Consider the following 15,261-nt stretch of genomic DNA (forward strand, 5'->3'; position numbering starts at 1 on the left):
CGCACAATGGCGCAGTGTCGCCGATCAAATCAGGCCGAAAGTGCCGAAGCTTGCCACCATCATGGACGACGCTGAAGAGGAAGTGTTCGCCTACATGACCTTCCCGAAAGAGCACCGGGAAAGCTGCACTCGACGAATCCAATTGAGCGTCTCAACGGCGAAATCAAGCGACGCACCGAGGTCGTCGGCATCTTTCCGAACGACGAAGCCATCGTCCGTCTCGTCGGCGCACTGCTGCTCGAACAGAATGATGAATGGGCCGTTCAACGCGCCAGGTATATGACGCTTGAGACCATGGCCCAAATGAGCGATGAGCCCCAAATCAGCCTGCCCGCTGTGGCACGCTGATATCCCCTCCGACCCGACCTCGGAAAGCACGGCAATCAGCCGTCAGCTACCCCACCTCCCGGGACACGATCGTATCACCTTGTATTCCGGACTAAACTTATGCCGACAGCGTTGCGATAGAGGGCATTCGGAACCAGCATGCGGCTATTCCGGAAGGTCGGCACTCGCATGACGTCATCTGACCGACATCGTGGGGTTATTCGACAAAAATTGCGAAATGTCCTTGATCCAGTTTCCGCTGTTAGATCTCGTTGTCGCCGGCAGTCCTTTCTCTATCATATTTGCTGGAGCGTGCCGCAAGTCCGACAAGAGCTGCGCCTAGGCCAACAGCTCTGTGCTGTCATTGACGGGTTAGGAACACGTCAATGATCAACGAGGCTGGAGCCTTATACCCCGGTGTTCCTGCCTCAAATGTAAGGGCATGACGAGTGCCGCCCTTTCCTTCACTTGACCAGGTGGTTTCCGATCGAGGAGCCGCCATCGACCGTCAGAATGCTACCGGTCGCGAACCTCGAACGATCGGACGCAAGAAAAAGCATTGCTTCAGCAATCTCTTCAGCTGTCCCCATCCGATCCATGACGGCACGGGCGTTGAAATCGCTGCGAAGCTTCGCGGGGTCCTTCGCTTCGGCGAAGATTTTCGTGAAGTAAGGAGAGTCGATTGTCCCTGGAGCGACCGCGTTGACACGAATTCCCTCTTTCGCATGATCCATGGCCATCGCGCGCGTCAGCGAAGATATTGCTCCTTTCGATGCTACGTAGGCAGTCCTGTCCGCGATTGCTGAGGTTGCGGTGTAGGAAGTCGTATTGATGATCGAACCTCCGCCGTTCCGTCGCATAACAGGAATGACGTACTTTGAGCAAAGGAAGATCCCTTTGACGTTTACGGACATAATCCGGTCCCAAGTTTCTTCAGGAATGGTCACCACATTCCCCGTCGTTCCGAACCCGGCATTATTGACGAGCACGTCGACCCGGCCCCACTTTGCGGTCGTCTTCTCAACCATGCTTTCCGCGTCCTTGGCGGACGAGACGTCGACGCGAACACCGAAAGCCTTCGAGCCGATCTCGTTCGCCACACGAACCGCGGCGTCTTCATTGACATCAGCAACAACCACATAGGCGCCGTTCTTTGCGAAAAGCTCGGCGGTCGCACGACCAATGCCGCTGCCGCCCCCTGTGACGATACAAACCCTTTGATTCAAATCCATCGACCATCTCCTCATTTTTGGGTGCCTTAGAAGACATTTTAGCAGACAATCTGTCAATTGTGAAAATCCAGTTGACAGATTGTCTGCTGATCTGTTTATCTAGGCTCGATCGAATTTGGCCGTGGGAGGACAATATGGCCGATACCAGCACTGAGGCGCAGTTGGCTTTTAAGGCAGCTATGCGTCGGTTCACATCAACCATCTGCTTGATCACGACCGAACTCAACGGGGTCCGTCATGGCATGGCCGCCACCGCGGTCCAGTCGGTTACCGCGGACCCACCAACTGTTCTTGTCTGCATCAACCAATCGGCTTCGGTGAATCAGCCTTTGAAGATCTCCGGGAAGTTCGCCGTGAACATGCTGCATCTTTCACATGCCGATCTTGTGCCGCTGTTCAGTGGGCAATTGAAGGGTGAAGAGCGCTTTCATTACGGCGAGTGGCTGTCTCTCGACGGCATGCCGGTCCTGTCCGATGCGCAGGCGGCGTTTGTCTGCAAGCTAAAAGATGTCGTTCACGTTGGAACGCATGATGTTGTGCTCGGAGAAGTGCTCGAAGCACGGTTCATCGAGTCAATCGCGCCGCTTCTCTACGAAAACGGTCAACTCGTCAGGTCGTCGTCCATCAGTGGATCGGCCGCATAGTAGGTGGCTTTAACCACCAATCACATCACTCATCGAAAGCCCAAGGGCGGCAAGGAGAAAAGCGTGAGCAATATGGCACCCGCAAGAGAAATTCATGGACGTGAAGTCACAGAGCGCTTTGAGCGCGGACTAAAGACCCGGCGCGAAGTCTTGGGGGGGGCCTATGTTGATGCGTCGGTCAGCAAAGCCACCGACTTCAATTGGCCGATGCAAACCCTCGTCACGGAATACTGCTGGGACGCGATTTGGAATCGGCCGGGCCTGGAGCGCAAGCAGCGCAGCATCCTCAATCTCGGGATGATTTCGGCCCTCAATCGTCCGCATGAGCTGAAACTGCATGTTCGCGGAGCAATCAACAACGGTCTTACCAAAGAGGAAATTCGGGAGGTTTTCCTCCAGGTTTCGATTTACTGCGGTGTTCCTGCGGCCATCGACAGCTTCCGCGTGGCAGCGGAAGTTTTCGACGAGATGGGCATCTAGTTATTCAACGCATTTGAGTGGGCTGAGCATCATCCGTTGCCAGCCCGAGGAGGGACTACAGTGACCGCACAAGACGATTTCCGCGCTGCCGGAAACCCAATGTTCAATGATAACAAGCTCAAGCTCGGCGTATTTGGCACGAATTGCTCGAATGCATGCGCGATTACGCTCGCTGAGACAACGTTCGAACCTACCTTCGACCACAACGTCGAGATTGCAAAGAAGCTTGAGGCAGCCGGTTGGGAATGCATGGTGCCGATTGCACGCTGGCGTGGTTTTGGCGGTCCTTCAAACTTCAATGGCGTGAACATGGATACGTTCACCTGGGCGGCCGCTCTCGCGGCGGTCACCACGAAGCTCCAGTTCTTCTCAACGACTCACATTCCGACGCTAAACCCGATTGTTGCAACCAAGATGGCGACAACAATCGATCACATCTCGAAGGGTCGATACGGCCTCAATCTCGTTACCGGCTGGTTCACTCCCGAAATGGAAATGTTCGGAGTTCCTATGATGGAGCACGACACCCGCTATGAATACGCCACTGAATGGATGGATATCGTCGAGACGCTCTGGAAACGCAATGGCGTTACCTTCGAAGGCGAGTTCCTCAAAGTCAAAGACGCCTTCAGTGAACCCAAACCCTACAACAAGGCGGGTCGCCCGCTCCTGATCTGCGCCGGCGCCTCGGGCAAGGGACTGCATTTCACCGCCAAGTTCTGCGACTTCAACTTCGGCTTCATGCAAGACATGGAATCGGGCGCTGCCTGGGTCAAAAAGGTGAAGGACCTGGCGCGTACTGAATATAACCGTGATCTTGGCACATTCACAGCTTGCCCCGTTATCGTTCGCGAAACGGAGAAGGAAGCAAAGGAATACTACGACTACTACGTCAACCAGAAGGGTGACTGGGAGGCATGCGAGAACATCTGTGAAGTTCTGCAGGTGCAATCTCAAAACCATTCTGCCGAAATGTATCAAAAATTCAAGGAACGCTTCGTCGCTGGCTGGGGTGGATACCCGATCGTCGGCAATCCAGAACAAGTCGCCGACAAGCTCGTGGATCTCAGCAATACAGGCGTCAACGGCGCCTTGCTGACAATGGTCGATTACAACGAGGAACTTCCCTTCTTTAACGACCGTGTCATGCCGCTGCTCAAGCAAGCCGGTCTGCGCAACTGAACCAGTCCTCGGGACGGCGATTGCCGTCCCGACACGAACTCTGCCAGATTCTGGCAGGATTTTCGCGGCTGGCGGCCAAAGGGGCCGGCGGTTGAGCGGAACCACAAGGGGAGGAGGCCCTGAATGCTGAAGAAAATCGTTGCAGCGCTTTTTACGCTGTCGAGCCTTTATCACATGAACGGCGTGGCGAAGGCTGACGGCCTCGATTCGTTGCCGCCGGACCAAAAGGCGCTTTACGAGAATATCGATCCCGCCATTCCGCTCGGGGGGACGGTGTACAAAGATTTTGTTCCAAAACGTCCACCGCCGTGGAAAATTGGTTATGCATCCACATATGCCGGTAATACCTGGCGCGCGAACATCCTGGACGAATTCACCAACGTATTGCTTCCGAAATATAAGGAAGCAGGCCTAGTCTCCGATCTTATCGTCACGCAGTCTGACCTCAAAGACGCTGTCCAAATCCAGCAGATGCGGCAGATGGTTGACGACGGTGTTGATGCGATCGTCATTTGCTGCTCGAACATTACCGCACTTAACAAGACCATAGAGTATGCTCATTCGAAAGGCGTGCCAGTCTTCTCAGTCTCGGGCTATGTCACATCACCCTACGCAATCAATGCCACAGAGAATAACACCGACGGTGGCTACAAGGCTGCTGAATGGCTTGCCAAGGAAATCGGTGAAAAAGGCAACGTCCTGATGGTATCGGGCATCCCCGGTTTCGCATCATCGGACAGCTTCGACATCGGCGCGAAGAACGCGTTCGATAAATTCCCCGGTATCAAAATTGTAGGCACGATAGCTGGCAAATGGACCGACCAGGTCGCCCAGGTTGAGGTTCAGAAGTTTCTTGCCACCAATCTTGCTGAGGTTAATGGCATTCTCGTTCAGTCCGCTTCAGAAAACGGTGTCGTGAACGCAGTACAGCAATCCGGCCGCGACATGATGCCTATCGTGCTCGGGGGTGAGGCTTCCGCAGCCTGCTACTGGCGTAAGAACCCTGATTTCATAAGCAAGAGCTTCCATTTCTGGCCGCCGCGGTCTGATGCCCGCCTTGTGTGGGACGTCATGATGCGAACGCTCGAAGGCCAGGGACCAAAGATCCAGTCGATTCTTCGTCCTGCGCTTCCTTACACCATTGATGACGTGAAGGAAGTGCTGAAGGAAGATTGCGATCCCAATTCTACGGATTGGATCGAGCCGAAGAACAACGGCTGGTGGCCTGCAGACGTCGCTGCAAACTACTTCGAACGTCCTGAAGATCCGTTAGCTTGGCGGCCGAAGAAGTAATGAATGTTCTCCGGAAGGAGACCTCCCAGCCTCCCGCGTCGGTTTCTATAATCGGCGCGGGAGGTATCTGCGATTTGATTGGAAATAGTGTGCTGGACTTTCACAGAATTCAACGTTTGCCGCCTTATGTTTTCGAACAGGTCAACCGTTTGAAAGCAAGCGCGCGAGCGGGCGGCGCCGATATCATTGATCTCGGCATGGGAAACCCCGACCTTCCGACTCCCCAATCGATCGTCGACAAGCTGTGCGAGGTCGTGCAGGATCCGCGCACCCACCGTTATTCCTCCTCCAAGGGCATTCCGGGGCTGCGCCGCGCCCAGGCCGCCTATTATGCCCGCCGCTTCGGCGTCAAGCTCAACCCGGATACCCAGGTGGTTGCCACCTTGGGCTCCAAGGAAGGCTTCGCCAACATGGCGCAGGCGATCACCGCGCCCGGCGACGTGATCCTCTGCCCGAACCCGACCTATCCGATCCACGCCTTCGGTTTCCTGATGGCGGGCGGCGTGATCCGCTCGATGTCGGTTGAGCCGGATGAGAGCTTTTTCCCGCCGCTGGAGCGGGCGGTCCGACATTCGATCCCGAAGCCGTTGGCGCTGATCCTCAACTACCCCTCGAACCCGACGGCCCTCGTCGCGACGCTCGATTTCTATAAGGACGTCGTCGCCTTCGCCAAGAAGCATGACATCATCGTGCTTTCCGACCTTGCCTATTCCGAGATCTACTTCGACGGCGCTCCGCCGCCATCGGTTCTCGAAGTGCCTGGTGCAATGGATGTGACCGTCGAATTCACCTCGATGTCGAAGACCTTTTCCATGCCCGGCTGGCGCATGGGCTTTGCCGTCGGCAACGAGCGGCTGATCGCGGCGCTCACCCGCGTCAAGTCCTATCTCGACTACGGCGCCTTCACGCCGATCCAGGTGGCCGCGACCCATGCGCTGAACGGCGACGGTTCCGACATTGCGGAGGTTCGCAACGTCTACAAGCGTCGCCGCGACGTCATGGTCGAAAGCTTCGGCAAGGCCGGCTTCGACGTGCCGCCGCCGGCTGCCACCATGTTCGCCTGGGCGAAGATCCCCGAAAAGTTCCGTCATCTCGGTTCGCTGGAGTTTTCCAAGCTGCTGGTCGAGAAGGCCGACGTCGCCGTTGCACCGGGTATCGGCTTCGGCGAAATGGGCGACGACTACGTCCGTCTGGCGCTCGTCGAGAACGAACACCGCATCCGCCAGGCTGCGCGCAACATCAAACGCTGGCTTAGCGGCGACGAGAAATTTGAAATCAACGTAATGAATCAGTGAAAGGATACCCGATGCCAATCTTCGGATCATGCCAATGCAAAGCCGTTACGTACCAGGTTCAGGAAATTGATGGACCCATGTGGAATTGCTTCTGTCAAACATGCCGGAAGTCCCACGCCGCTGATCACAATACCGCTGCGAAGGTGAAAAGCGAGCACTTCAAGATCCTTACAGGCCAAGATACGCTTCATAGCTTCGAATCGACGCCTGGAAAGCTGCGGTGGTTTTGTTCGGTATGTGGCTCGCACGTTTATGCGGAGCGGCCGGCCAGCCCGGAGCTCAAAGTCGTTAGAGCCGGCACGTTCGATACCGATCCTGGAAGTGTGCCGATGTCAAACGTATGGGTATCGCATGCGAAACCTTGGCTCGCCCATGATCCATCGAAGGCAAGCTCACCAGAGTTCCCGTAAGTGACCGGGATACTACCTGTCGTAACTGAGGTGGAGTCACGGCGACCGTATATCAAGCGGCAACGCCTCATTCCTGTCCAGGAGGTTCTAACGCAAACGTGCTGGGTCGGTAAAAGCGGCAGGGATTGGAGACAATAGGTTCGCTTGCACGGCGAGCCCACCCATTGAGAGAATAAAGTCGTACGAGACAGAAGACTTCTGCGAAGCAATCCAGCCTTCGAGGTTCGGAAATTACGGGTTGTGAGGGCTCAGGACACCGCAGGACTATTTTTGCCCCCACGGGTCCTCAACGACCTCCATTGCGGTGTGAGTGAAAATTGTAAGATTGTCTTATGCGAGAATGTTGGGAGTCCTGTGACATGAAAGTTGTTGTAATAACGGGGAATTTATCGCGCCCCTCGAAAACCCGGGCCGTAGCAGACTTCATGGTGGATCGGGTGCGCGCGTCCGGCAACGAAGCAAGCTGCTGGGACCTTGTCGACCTTCATCCGCACCTTGGGGCAACAGTGTTGCCCTCCAGCGCCGCTGAGATTGTTAAAGCGGCACTCAACGATATTTTGGCTAGTGACGTGCTAGTTGTTGGTAGTCCGGTCTACAAAGCATCTTACACTGGGTTGCTGAAGCATTTATTCGACCTTGTCGACATGAAAGCGCTTAAGGGCCGCTATGTGATCCCTTTTGCAACCGGTAAAGCATCGAGTCACAAGCCGCTCGTCGAAGCCTCGATGGAAGCCTTATTCGACTTTTTCGAAGCGCAAATACATAGCCGTTTCATTTTCGCTCTCGATGAAGATTTTCAGAACGATGCTCTTTCTGAGAACCTGCGCGCGCTTGTCGACAGAGAGCTCGATGCCGCGCGTCGCGCCGTCAGCCCATAATAAGGAGGAGGATTCCATGTCTTTTTCGAGCATAGATGAGGCGATCGAGGCGATCGAAGCGGGCGAGATGGTTATCGTGGTCGACGACGAAAATCGGGAGAATGAAGGCGACCTAGTCGTTGCTGCCGAAAAAATAACAGCTGAGCACATCGCTTTCATGATGAAATATGCGAGAGGCCTTATCTGCGTGCCACTTCCAGCCGAACGTCTCGACAAACTCGAGATCCCCCTGATGGTCACACGTAATTCGGACTCACTGCAGACGGCATTTACCGTTTCCGTCGATTGCAAACACGGCACAACGACAGGGATTTCAGCCGAAGATCGAGCAGCAACCGTCAAGTCGCTCATCGATCCGCAGACGCGGCCGGAAGACCTATCGCGGCCGGGTCACATTTTTCCTTTGCGTGCAAATCGTCTCGGTGTCCTGGGCCGTCCTGGCCACACCGAAGCTGCCGTGGATCTTGCACGACTGGCCGGCCTGGCGCCGGCTGGCGTAATCTGCGAGATCGCCAATGACGACGGAACCATGTCTCGACTGCCAGATCTCGAGAAGTTCGCAATCGAACATGGCCTGCACATAGTAACGATCGACGCTTTGATTGAGTACTGCAGGAGTCGTGATACGAGGGTAAAGCGTTACGCGCAGTCCTTTATGCCAACGCGGTTTGGGGATTTCAAGGCAATTGCTTATCGCGATAGTTTGACGGGAACGGAACACTTAGCTTTGACACTTGGCGAGTTGTGCGAGAAGGAAGACGTTCTGGTACGGGTGCATTCTGAATGTCTGACAGGTGAGGCGTTCCGGTCCATGCGATGCGACTGCGGTCAACAGCTCGAAATGGCTCTTCGGGCGGTCCAGTTAGCGGGCGCTGGTTGCGTGATCTACATGCGTGGGCAAGAGGGGCGTGGCATTGGCTTGGGAAACAAAATTGCGGCTTACGGCCTGCAGGATCATGGTCGTGATACTCTTGAGGCAAATCGGGAACTCGGCTTCGCATCTGATTCCCGCGAATATAACGCAGCGGCGGATATCATCCGCGACCTCGGTATCGGCAGCGTTCGGCTTCTGACCAACAATCTTGCAAAAATAGAGGCGCTGCGAACGTCAGGCGTCATCGTGTCGTCTCGCCAGAGTCTGATCGCCGCATCTAGCGCGTCCAACATCACTTATCTTAAGACAAAGCGCGATCGGTTTGGCCACCTGTTGGACCAGGACACGTCAGCTGAACACGTCGGCCGGAACAACGTCTTTTCAGTGTTTGGCGCGCAGGTGTTCTCTGGACCCCTTGGGTAGCGGAGCCGCCCTCGCCACTTACCTGCCGGTGATTGTAGGGGGCCGCCTTTGACCGGCAGAGTCCTAGAGCTTTTGCGTCGGCCCTGCCAGCACATCATTCGTGCAGGCGTATCGGAGTGATGTGGCCCGCGATTGCATCGAAAGCAGCGTTCGACCATATCTCGTCTTGAGCACGGCTGTTCCGACGGATCGCATTTAATCGCGGTCCGTCTTGTCTTTCGAAAAGTCTCGCAAACTAATGCTTCATGCGAAGGATCGGCTTAATGACTTTGCCGCTCTCGGAATCAGCCATCGCCTCGTTGATCTGGTCGAGGTCATAGAACTGAACCAGTTTGTCGAACGGGAAAAGTCCCTGCTGCCAATACTCGATCAACTGCGGGACGAACTCGGACGGAATGCTTTGTCCTTCGACAACGCCGATCAATGTGCGGCCGAAAAGGAAGTTCCCGATATCGATCGTGCCTTCAGTGCCGAGAGCGGACGAGCCAACGAGACCGCATGTTCCCGGCGTACCAAGGCAGTCGACTGCCTGACGGAAAACTCGTGGCGAACTCGTGCATTCCAAGCTGAAATCAACGCCTGCGGGGACGATCTTCCTGATCGCGGCAACGCTGTCCAATTTGCGGGCATTTATCGTGTGCGTCGCCCCGAGTTCGCGCGAAAGTTCCAGCCGTTCATCGTTCAAGTCGATCACGATGATGGTCGCGCATCCGGCGATTTTCGCGGCCATCGTAGCCGCCATGCCAACCGCACCAGCACCGAACACTGCTATTGACGAGCCGGGCTTCGGCTTGAGGCAATTCAGTACCGCGCCAGCACCGGTCTGAAGCCCGCACCCGAGCGGTCCAATCAACTCGAGTGGAACATCCTTTGCAACCTTCACGGCGTTTCGTTCGCTGGCGATGGCGTAGGTTGCAAATGACGACTGCTCGAAGAAGCAGCCACTAATCTGTTTCCCGTGAGAATCATGGATCGGGCAGGTGCCATCCGGACGAGTGCCGCGGAAATTGCGACCGAAGAAGTCCTCGCAGTAGAAAGGTGTACCGGAAAGGCACTTTTCGCACTTGCCGCAATAGGCGTAGCTCAAAGCAACGTGATCACCGGGCACAAGATCTTTAACTGCGCTCCCGACGGCCTCGACGACGCCAGAGCCTTCGTGTCCCAACACAACAGGTTGAGGTACGTCATATCCCTGGTCCCTGACCACCAGGTCGGTATGACATACCCCCGATGCGACGATGCGGACCAAAATCTCGTCTGCACGAGGTTCCTCAATCCCTATGCACTCCAAGATCAAGGGCTTCGCCTTTTCGCGCGAGACCGCCGCATATGCCTGCTTCATGTAACTGTTCCTCCAAGGCTCACAACGCAATTCGCGCGAACGTACTCATCGTCAGACAATCAGTCAATAATTACTCTGTTAAATTAGATCAGTTCAACCGGAGCAGGGCTGCATTTTTGCAAAGTCACGAGTGAACGCTGATTTGAAGTGATCAAAGGGTTCCGTGCATGTTCGAAAGGGAGCATGCGTCTTGTCCCGCTTTGGGCTGAAAGATCGGCAGACGAAAATTTAGTAGCAACGTGTGAGGCGAGCCGGATGGCGTCGCTTGCCGACGTCGAGCCGGTTCTGAAGGCTATCGACAGCTTCGAGACACCGGTATTGCCAAGTTTAACCGACTACAAACGATGCTACTGCCAGCCAGGCTTAACAGACAGTACCAACCAGGACGTTAGTCTTCTCGATGATCGAGAGGTCCGACGCAATCCGGTATACAGTTGGCGCGGCGGTCGGTGACTCAATAGCGAGCGTATCCTGGATCGTGAGGCGTTCGATGCCCTGCTTTAGTGACCTGATCGTATTCCCGTGGGCCACCACAAGAACCGATTTCCCTCTCAACAAGGGGGGGAACACTTCGCTTATCAAAAAGGGCAGAACCCTCGCGCTTATGTCCCGTATGCTTTCTCCCCCAGGTGGTGGAGTGCTGTACGAGCGGCGCCAAACCTGGACAACATCCTGGCCCCACCGCTCACGTGCCACGTTCTTGTTGATGCCGGTGAGCTGTCCGTAGTCGCGTTCGTTCAACTCGGTTCTCCTGATTGGCTCCAGCAGATCGCCGTTGGTTTCGTTCAAAATCGCTCTGCAAGTGTCAACTGTGCGCAAGAGGGCAGAGCTAAACGCAATATCGAACGAGATGCCGAGGTTCGCGAGCAGTGAGCCGGCTCGCCTGCTCTCAGACCAGCCCTCCTGTGTGAGCGGAACGTCGCTCGTACCCGAGAACTCCCCGCGCGCGTTCCCTTCGCTTTGGCCATGCCGGACAATCACCAGAGTGGACATTCATAACCCTCCCATCGATTTAGCGAACACGAATATTGTCGCACTATCGGACAATCCGTCAAGTGCGACTATGTGCAAGTGAAAACAAAACGATGCCGAAAAAATAAACGTCGAAGTATATATTTATTGACAGATTGTCTGATAGCTCATACCAATGCACTCCGCCGTATTGAGGAGAGTCCGGCACGGCTTGGGAAGGCAAGGCTCTCGCCTTAACAGACAATGCCGCCCAGAGCGGCCGGAGGAGGAATTTTCATGAAGAGACGTACATTTCTACAAGCGAGCGGGGCAATTGCTGTAGCCGGCACGTTCGGAATGCCGGGGATTCTTCGCGCCGACGACGCGATCAGTCTCCTACCTGACACTTGGCCCTCCGAAGGCGCCAACCCAATTGTCGACGCGGGTAAGTTCAAGAAGTCAGGCCCGTGGAAGATCGGACACAGCCACTACGGCCTCGCTGGTTCAACGCATACCTACCAGACGGCGTTTGAAGCCGAATATGAAATAAAAAAGAACAAGGATCGGATCGCTGATTACCAGTTCCGGAGCGCTGATCTCAATGCCTCCAAACAAGTTGCCGATATCGAGGATCTGATCGCCCAGAAGGTCGATGCGATCATCATCGCACCGCTAACCACCGGTTCCGCCGTCGAGGGCATCAAGAAGGCAAAGGCTGCTGGCATTCCAACCGTAGTCTATCTCGGACGCGTCGACACCGAGGAGTTTACGGTTCAGGTCCAGGGCGACGACTTCTATTTCGGGCGCGTGATGGCTCAGTTCCTCGTCGACAAGCTTGGCAACAAGGGCAAGGTATGGGTTCTGCGTGGCGTCGCCGGGCATCCCATCGATGCAGATCGTTATGCAGGCGCCATGGAAGTCTTCAGCAAGTCTGGACTTCAGATCACGTCGACCCAGCACGGAAGCTGGTCTTATGAGGACTCAAAGAAGATCGCCGAAAGCCTGTATCTCTCCGACCCCGATGTCGCGGGCATCTGGACCGATGGAGCCAACATGTCTCTTGGCGTTTTGGATGCCTTGCAGGAGGCTGGCGCCTCAACGATCCCGCCAATCACGGGCGAAGCACTTAACGGCTGGATGCGTCGTTGGAATGACGAAAAACTTTCCTCGATCGGTCCGATTTGCCCACCCGCTCTGTCTACTGCCGCGCTGCGGGCCGCCTTCGCCTTGCTGGATGGGAAGCCGATTCAGCGTAACTGGACGAACCGCCCCAAGCCGATCACCGACGAGACGCTCTCCCAGTTCTATCGCGCAGATCTCACTGATGCGTACTGGGCGCCGACCGAAATGCCGAACGAAAAGCTCCTTGATTATTTCAAGGCTTGATGAACTACGGGCACGATCACTCGTGCCCGTATCCCTGTCGAAGATGGAAATTCCCATGAGCACGCTTGTCGAGATGGTCGGCATCAACAAATCGTTTGGTTTCACGAAAGTCCTTTCGGACGTTCGCTTTTCCCTGGAACGTGGCTCCGTGCACGCTCTGATGGGGGAAAACGGCGCGGGGAAGTCCACCCTGATGCGTATTCTGGCGGGGGTATATCAGCCGGGCGCAGGAAGTGTTCGGCTCCGCGGGGAGGAAGTCAATTTCCGTTCCCCTAAGGAGGCACGGTTGGCGGGAGTGTCGACGGTGTTTCAGGAGTTTACCCTGATCCCCAATCTCACCGTTGCTGAGAACATGTTCCTGGGCCATGAACCTCGTCGCATTGACGGTTCGATCGATAGCGTCGAGGTAGTGAAACGCGCTCGCGCTTTGCTGGCTGACGTATTTCCACAGCTCGACGCAACTGCGATCGTCGAGACACTGACTGTCGCGCAGCAGCAGGCAGTAGAGATCGCGAAGGGACTTACGTCGAACGCGGACGTATTCATCTTCGACGAGCCAACGGCGGCGTTGAACTCGACCGATGTCGCGCATCTTTTCAAGGTTATCCGCGACCTTAAGGCTCAACATAAGGCTGTCGTCTACATCTCTCATCGCATGAATGAAGTCTTCGAACTATGCGACACCATCACCGTCATGAAAGATGGCGCTTGGGTAAGGACTGCAAGAGCGCAGGACTTCAACTTGCAAACGCTGGTAGCGACAATGGTTGGTCGCGAACTTCAGAACTTCTTTCCGCCGCGCTCGCAGGCCACCGGAGCGGCAATGCTGGAGGTTTCGGACTTGCGCCTCGACGACAGCAGCTCGACAGTCACTTTCGTTGTCAGAAAAGGTGAAATCATCGGGCTGGCAGGGCTCGAAGGACAGGGCCAGCGAGAGATAATGCGTGCCATTGTGGGCGTTGAATCGCCAAAGGCCATCGCCGTGTGGCGTGCCGGCCTCGACAACAGCATGCACGTGGTGAATGTAGGGTCAGGGTTCGCTCGCGCGGTCGCATCAGGAATCGGTTTTATCCCTGAAGACAGGAAGCAGGAAGGGCTGTTCCTGCGCCTGCCTATCTACGACAACATCGCGCTGGGAAAACAGCTCAATCGGAATATGGCAAGCGTTGCGTGGCGATCGGTGTCGAGGGTCCGCGAGGTGATCAAGTCGCTACGAGTTGCGGCCGCCGATCCCAATGCGCCCGTAGGTAAACTCTCGGGCGGGAATCAGCAGAAGGTGCTGCTGGGCCGCTGGTTGCTCTCCGGAGTGGACATCCTCGTTATTGAGGAGCCCACGCGCGGCGTCGACGTCGGTGCAAAGGCAGAGATTTACAGATTGCTGCGGGACTTCAGTGATCGTGGCGGTGCGGTCGTGGTTTCGTCGCGCGAGCACGCTGAGCTTATAGGGCTCTGCGACAGCATTTTGGTCGTTCATGACAGGAAGATCGTCGGGCAGATGTCCGCAGAGGGGGCGACCGAGGAAAGAATCCTCGAGACTGCGCTGGGGGCGAGTGCGTCACCGGATCCCCGTGCTGCGGTGCATTGAGGAGGATAACTTATGAATTCATTTGCCAGTCGCCTGAAGCTCCCTTATCGCGCGGGAGCGATCGGGCTTTCCATTGGAACGCTCCTGGTGATGGTTGTCGCCTCGGTAATATTATTGCCGGACTTCATGGATCCGGAGAATTTGTCTAATCTCCTGGCGCAATCGACGGTGCTCGTCATCTCGGCTCTCGGTCAGACGTTCGTCATTCTCACTGGCGGCCTCGACGTGTCGGTTGGGTCCGTCATCAGTCTAACGACGACGATCATGACGCTTGATCTTCCTGAGATAACCCGCGTGCTTATCTGCATCGCGGTGGCGATGGGGTTCGGAGTAGCGAACGGTTACGGTGTCGCGCGCCTCAATGTACATCCAATCATCATGACGCTGACAACAATGGGCATCGGCCAAGGTATCGCGTTGATCATTTTGCCAATCCCAGGTGGGCGCGTTCCGGAGTGGCTTTCCGGCTCGGTAGCCGGATCCATCGGCCCCGTACCTAACTCATTGTTTTGGTTGATCACGGCATCGCTCTTCGCATCCTGGATTCTCTATCGTCGTCCCTTCGGCCTCTACCTCTTCGCTTCCGGCGGCAATGACTTCAACGCACGGATGAACGGTGTTCCCGTCGAGCGCACCATCATCAAAGCGTATGTTCTTTCCGCTCTATTCGCATGCGCTGCGGGGATGTTTCTTGCAGGTCGCCTTGCATCGGGTGATCCTAAGGGCGGCGCTTCATTCGGGATTGAGTCTGTAACGGCTGCAGCATTGGGTGGGGTCCACCTCGCCGGGGGCATCGGAAGCATTGTGGGAACCGTCGTTGGCGCGGCGATCCTCGGGACAGTGAATAATGTGATGAATCTGGCCAACGTCTCTGCATTTCTTCAGTCGGTCGTCAAGGGTGTGTTGCTTCTCGTACTCGTCGTTTCGCAGCGACGCAAAACAATCGGACTTTGAAAGAG

General features: G+C 55.8%; 14 protein-coding genes and 1 pseudogene. 12 read left to right on the forward strand and 3 right to left on the reverse strand.

Translation table 11 applies throughout. From position 1 onward, the window contains the following. Window positions 1-348, forward strand: a pseudogene (locus GA0061105_RS27230) (transposase); the annotation flags it as partial. 443 nt (window positions 349-791) lie between these two features. Here the strand turns inward: GA0061105_RS27230 and GA0061105_RS27235 are convergent. Continuing rightward, entirely contained in the window at window positions 792-1,559 is a 768-nt protein-coding gene (locus GA0061105_RS27235) for an SDR family oxidoreductase (RefSeq protein ID WP_004671535.1), read from the reverse strand. Between the two features lie 134 nt (window positions 1,560-1,693). Here GA0061105_RS27235 and GA0061105_RS27240 point away from each other — a divergent pair, with 134 nt between their 5' ends. From GA0061105_RS27240 to GA0061105_RS27275, 8 genes are all read left to right on the forward strand, one after another. Next, window positions 1,694-2,203, forward strand: coding sequence for a flavin reductase family protein (locus GA0061105_RS27240; protein WP_008534378.1), 510 nt, complete (start codon window positions 1,694-1,696; stop codon window positions 2,201-2,203). Window positions 2,204-2,275: 72 nt separating this feature from the next. Next, entirely contained in the window at window positions 2,276-2,683 is a 408-nt protein-coding gene (locus GA0061105_RS27245; RefSeq protein ID WP_008534380.1) for a carboxymuconolactone decarboxylase family protein, read from the forward strand. A 60-nt stretch (window positions 2,684-2,743) separates the two neighbouring features. Beyond that, a complete protein-coding gene (locus GA0061105_RS27250; protein ID WP_011053356.1) occupies window positions 2,744-3,865 on the forward strand; it encodes an LLM class flavin-dependent oxidoreductase in 1,122 nt (373 codons plus the stop codon). 123 nt (window positions 3,866-3,988) lie between these two features. Next, on the forward strand, window positions 3,989-5,158 hold the full coding sequence (locus GA0061105_RS27255) for an ABC transporter substrate-binding protein (RefSeq protein WP_008534383.1): 1,170 nt from the start codon (window positions 3,989-3,991) through the stop codon (window positions 5,156-5,158). Further along, the gene (locus GA0061105_RS27260; RefSeq protein ID WP_011053357.1) at window positions 5,158-6,453 is read left to right on the forward strand and encodes an LL-diaminopimelate aminotransferase; all 1,296 of its coding nucleotides are present in this window, start codon (window positions 5,158-5,160) and stop codon (window positions 6,451-6,453) included. Before GA0061105_RS27255 ends, GA0061105_RS27260 begins: the two co-directional genes overlap by 1 nt. Window positions 6,454-6,464: 11 nt before the next feature. Then, window positions 6,465-6,863 (forward strand): GFA family protein, encoded by a 399-nt coding sequence (locus GA0061105_RS27265; RefSeq protein WP_008534386.1) that lies wholly within the window; start codon window positions 6,465-6,467, stop codon window positions 6,861-6,863. Window positions 6,864-7,222: 359 nt separating this feature from the next. After that, window positions 7,223-7,741, forward strand: coding sequence for an NAD(P)H-dependent oxidoreductase (locus tag GA0061105_RS27270; protein ID WP_004671524.1), 519 nt, complete (start codon window positions 7,223-7,225; stop codon window positions 7,739-7,741). 16 nt (window positions 7,742-7,757) lie between these two features. Next, window positions 7,758-9,038, forward strand: a complete 1,281-nt coding sequence (locus tag GA0061105_RS27275) for a bifunctional 3,4-dihydroxy-2-butanone-4-phosphate synthase/GTP cyclohydrolase II (RefSeq protein WP_082935757.1) — start codon at window positions 7,758-7,760, stop codon at window positions 9,036-9,038. A 235-nt stretch (window positions 9,039-9,273) separates the two neighbouring features. On the opposite strand, the gene GA0061105_RS27280 is transcribed toward GA0061105_RS27275, so the two are convergent. Both GA0061105_RS27280 and GA0061105_RS27285 read right to left on the reverse strand, forming a co-directional pair. After that, window positions 9,274-10,380 carry an NAD(P)-dependent alcohol dehydrogenase gene (locus GA0061105_RS27280; protein WP_037145482.1) on the reverse strand — a complete coding sequence of 369 codons (1,107 nt, stop codon included), beginning with the start codon at window positions 10,378-10,380 and terminating at the stop codon, window positions 9,274-9,276. A 363-nt stretch (window positions 10,381-10,743) separates the two neighbouring features. Next, a complete protein-coding gene (locus GA0061105_RS27285) occupies window positions 10,744-11,373 on the reverse strand; it encodes a 2,3-bisphosphoglycerate-dependent phosphoglycerate mutase (protein ID WP_064842555.1) in 630 nt (209 codons plus the stop codon). Window positions 11,374-11,628: 255 nt separating this feature from the next. Here GA0061105_RS27285 and GA0061105_RS27290 point away from each other — a divergent pair, with 255 nt between their 5' ends. The 3 genes from GA0061105_RS27290 to GA0061105_RS27300 are packed head-to-tail and all read left to right on the forward strand — an operon-like array spanning window position 11,629 to window position 15,256. Then, a complete protein-coding gene (locus GA0061105_RS27290; protein ID WP_004671515.1) occupies window positions 11,629-12,717 on the forward strand; it encodes a substrate-binding domain-containing protein in 1,089 nt (362 codons plus the stop codon). A 55-nt stretch (window positions 12,718-12,772) separates the two neighbouring features. Beyond that, a complete protein-coding gene (locus GA0061105_RS27295; protein WP_170964873.1) occupies window positions 12,773-14,302 on the forward strand; it encodes a sugar ABC transporter ATP-binding protein in 1,530 nt (509 codons plus the stop codon). A gap of 12 nt (window positions 14,303-14,314) precedes the next feature. Further along, window positions 14,315-15,256, forward strand: a complete 942-nt coding sequence (locus GA0061105_RS27300) for an ABC transporter permease (RefSeq protein WP_004671512.1) — start codon at window positions 14,315-14,317, stop codon at window positions 15,254-15,256. The last annotated feature ends 5 nt before the right edge of the window (window positions 15,257-15,261 follow it).

It is taken from the genome of Rhizobium aethiopicum, from assembly GCF_900094625.1.
Classification (GTDB): Bacteria; Pseudomonadota; Alphaproteobacteria; order Rhizobiales; family Rhizobiaceae; genus Rhizobium; species Rhizobium aethiopicum.

Coding starts and splice junctions, on each gene's coding strand:
- GA0061105_RS27235 (WP_004671535.1), bottom strand. CDS start 1,559: ATGGATTTGAATCAAAGGGTTTGTATCGTCACAGGGGGCGGCAGCGGC.
- GA0061105_RS27240 (WP_008534378.1), top strand. CDS start 1,694: ATGGCCGATACCAGCACTGAGGCGCAGTTGGCTTTTAAGGCAGCTATG.
- GA0061105_RS27245 (WP_008534380.1), top strand. CDS start 2,276: ATGGCACCCGCAAGAGAAATTCATGGACGTGAAGTCACAGAGCGCTTT.
- GA0061105_RS27255 (WP_008534383.1), top strand. CDS start 3,989: ATGCTGAAGAAAATCGTTGCAGCGCTTTTTACGCTGTCGAGCCTTTAT.
- GA0061105_RS27260 (WP_011053357.1), top strand. CDS start 5,158: ATGAATGTTCTCCGGAAGGAGACCTCCCAGCCTCCCGCGTCGGTTTCT.
- GA0061105_RS27265 (WP_008534386.1), top strand. CDS start 6,465: ATGCCAATCTTCGGATCATGCCAATGCAAAGCCGTTACGTACCAGGTT.
- GA0061105_RS27270 (WP_004671524.1), top strand. CDS start 7,223: ATGAAAGTTGTTGTAATAACGGGGAATTTATCGCGCCCCTCGAAAACC.
- GA0061105_RS27275 (WP_082935757.1), top strand. CDS start 7,758: ATGTCTTTTTCGAGCATAGATGAGGCGATCGAGGCGATCGAAGCGGGC.
- GA0061105_RS27280 (WP_037145482.1), bottom strand. CDS start 10,380: ATGAAGCAGGCATATGCGGCGGTCTCGCGCGAAAAGGCGAAGCCCTTG.
- GA0061105_RS27285 (WP_064842555.1), bottom strand. CDS start 11,373: ATGTCCACTCTGGTGATTGTCCGGCATGGCCAAAGCGAAGGGAACGCG.
- GA0061105_RS27290 (WP_004671515.1), top strand. CDS start 11,629: ATGAAGAGACGTACATTTCTACAAGCGAGCGGGGCAATTGCTGTAGCC.
- GA0061105_RS27295 (WP_170964873.1), top strand. CDS start 12,773: ATGAGCACGCTTGTCGAGATGGTCGGCATCAACAAATCGTTTGGTTTC.
- GA0061105_RS27300 (WP_004671512.1), top strand. CDS start 14,315: ATGAATTCATTTGCCAGTCGCCTGAAGCTCCCTTATCGCGCGGGAGCG.